Annotated in this window: 2 pseudogenes; both read left to right on the top strand. The window is 58.9% G+C overall.

Going from position 1 to position 1,544, the window contains the following annotated elements:
• Positions 1 to 1,114, top strand: a pseudogene (locus L691_RS32565) (transcription initiation factor TFIID); the annotation flags it as partial.
• Positions 1,115 to 1,168: 54 nt separating this feature from the next.
• A pseudogene (locus L691_RS28160) lies at positions 1,169 to 1,544 on the top strand (vWA domain-containing protein); the annotation flags it as partial.

Raw genomic sequence — 1,544 nt, 5'->3', positions numbered from 1 at the left:
GGCTAAGCGGCTGGAAGCCGCCGATCCTCTGCGGGAATGGGCGCCGCTGCTAGCTGCATCAGATGGAGCAAATCCGGGAATCACGTTCTTCCAGTTGGCGGAGTGGACCGCCGACAGGGACGATGCCGGCAGCGTGCTGCACGGGCTTCGCCAGCATATGGCCGGCCTCAGAGCGGCGATAGCCTCATCCCGGGAAGAACTGGAGCTGCTGTTCGGGGACAGTGTGGACCGCCTGCCTGTTCAACGGGTGCCGCTGATGGATAAGCGGACGGTCCGGAACTTCATCCATTATCTGTTCGCCGAAGGTTATGGCGCAAAGTATGAGCTGCTGCTGCTGGAGAGCGAGCTTGCGCTGTGCGCTCGCCTTGAAGCCGGGCTGGAGTCGCTTCATTCGGCAAGCGTCCAGCGGGTGAAGACGATGGAGCGGCTGGAGGAGGAGCTTAAGGCGGCGGCGCTGGACAGCATCGGCCGGGCCGAAAGCGATATTGGCCGAAACATTATGGAGTATTACCGCGTCGTTACCGACGAAGTGATCGGCGAGATCGAAGCCCGGCGCGGTTCCGGCGCCCTGGTGAGCGAGCGGTATATGGGAAGCTTGCCGGACCTGCTGGACCAGGGCATTGTTACGGTGCTGGAACGGCTGATCGAGGTATGCGGCCGGGAAATTCTGACGGCGGCGCCTTTTGCTCTTTCTTTTGAGGAAGAACTGCTGCGGCGGGCAAATGTCGCGGCGGCGTACGACAACCGGGAGGTATTATCGAAAGAGGAGCTGTTCCGGCGCCTGTACCGCTCGCTGGAAGAGGAGGCGGCCATCCATGTCCGTCTCTTCGAGTACACCCAGGAGCACCGGCATGAGGAAAAATATTTCTTCGGCGACAGCGGCTCGGAATTTATGCGCTATGCGCTTTCTGCGGACGAGAAGACGCGCATCTACCGGCTGGGCTATATCCATGAGCTGCGGCGCAGCGGCGTGGAGAAGCTGAACCTGATGGGCGGGTTCCATCTGGAGGACCTGTTATACTACCGCAACAGCCGGATCTATTATGAGACTTATTTACAGAACGGCTATGAACTGCACGGCGTGGACGAAGAGTCACTTCCCGCTATGCGCTAGGGGCGAGACGGCCCCGGATCAGGGACCCGTATTACCCGAAAGGATGATGAATTAATGCAGCGAAAATTAAATCTGCTACTCCTCTTGTTCAGTCTGATTGGCGGAGCGGTCGCCTTTTGTGTAGGCGAGCTGCTGCTGGGCCGTCTGCTTGGAGAATGGCCTTCCATTCTGGTCATCGGCCTTTATTTTGCCATTGTGGCGCTTGGCATGGGACTCGGCTGTCTGCTGGCGGAGATGATTTCCCCCAGACTGAACGGCTGGTCGTGGCGCCAGCGCTACCTTGGCTTATCGTGGAAGCTGCTCCCGCTGGCCGTTGTTATACTGCTGGGCGTGGGGACATTGATGGAATTCCTATATGAACTCAATTTCGGCGGTCTAAAGCCGGTCAAGGATATCGTGATGGTCATCGACGATTCCGGCAGCATGGAGC

Source organism: Paenibacillus zanthoxyli JH29, from assembly GCF_000520715.1.
GTDB classification, from domain to species: Bacteria; Bacillota; Bacilli; order Paenibacillales; family Paenibacillaceae; genus Paenibacillus_AQ; species Paenibacillus_AQ zanthoxyli.
Note: the sequence above shows the minus strand (reverse complement) of the source record. Positions and strands in the feature narration are given on the sequence as shown.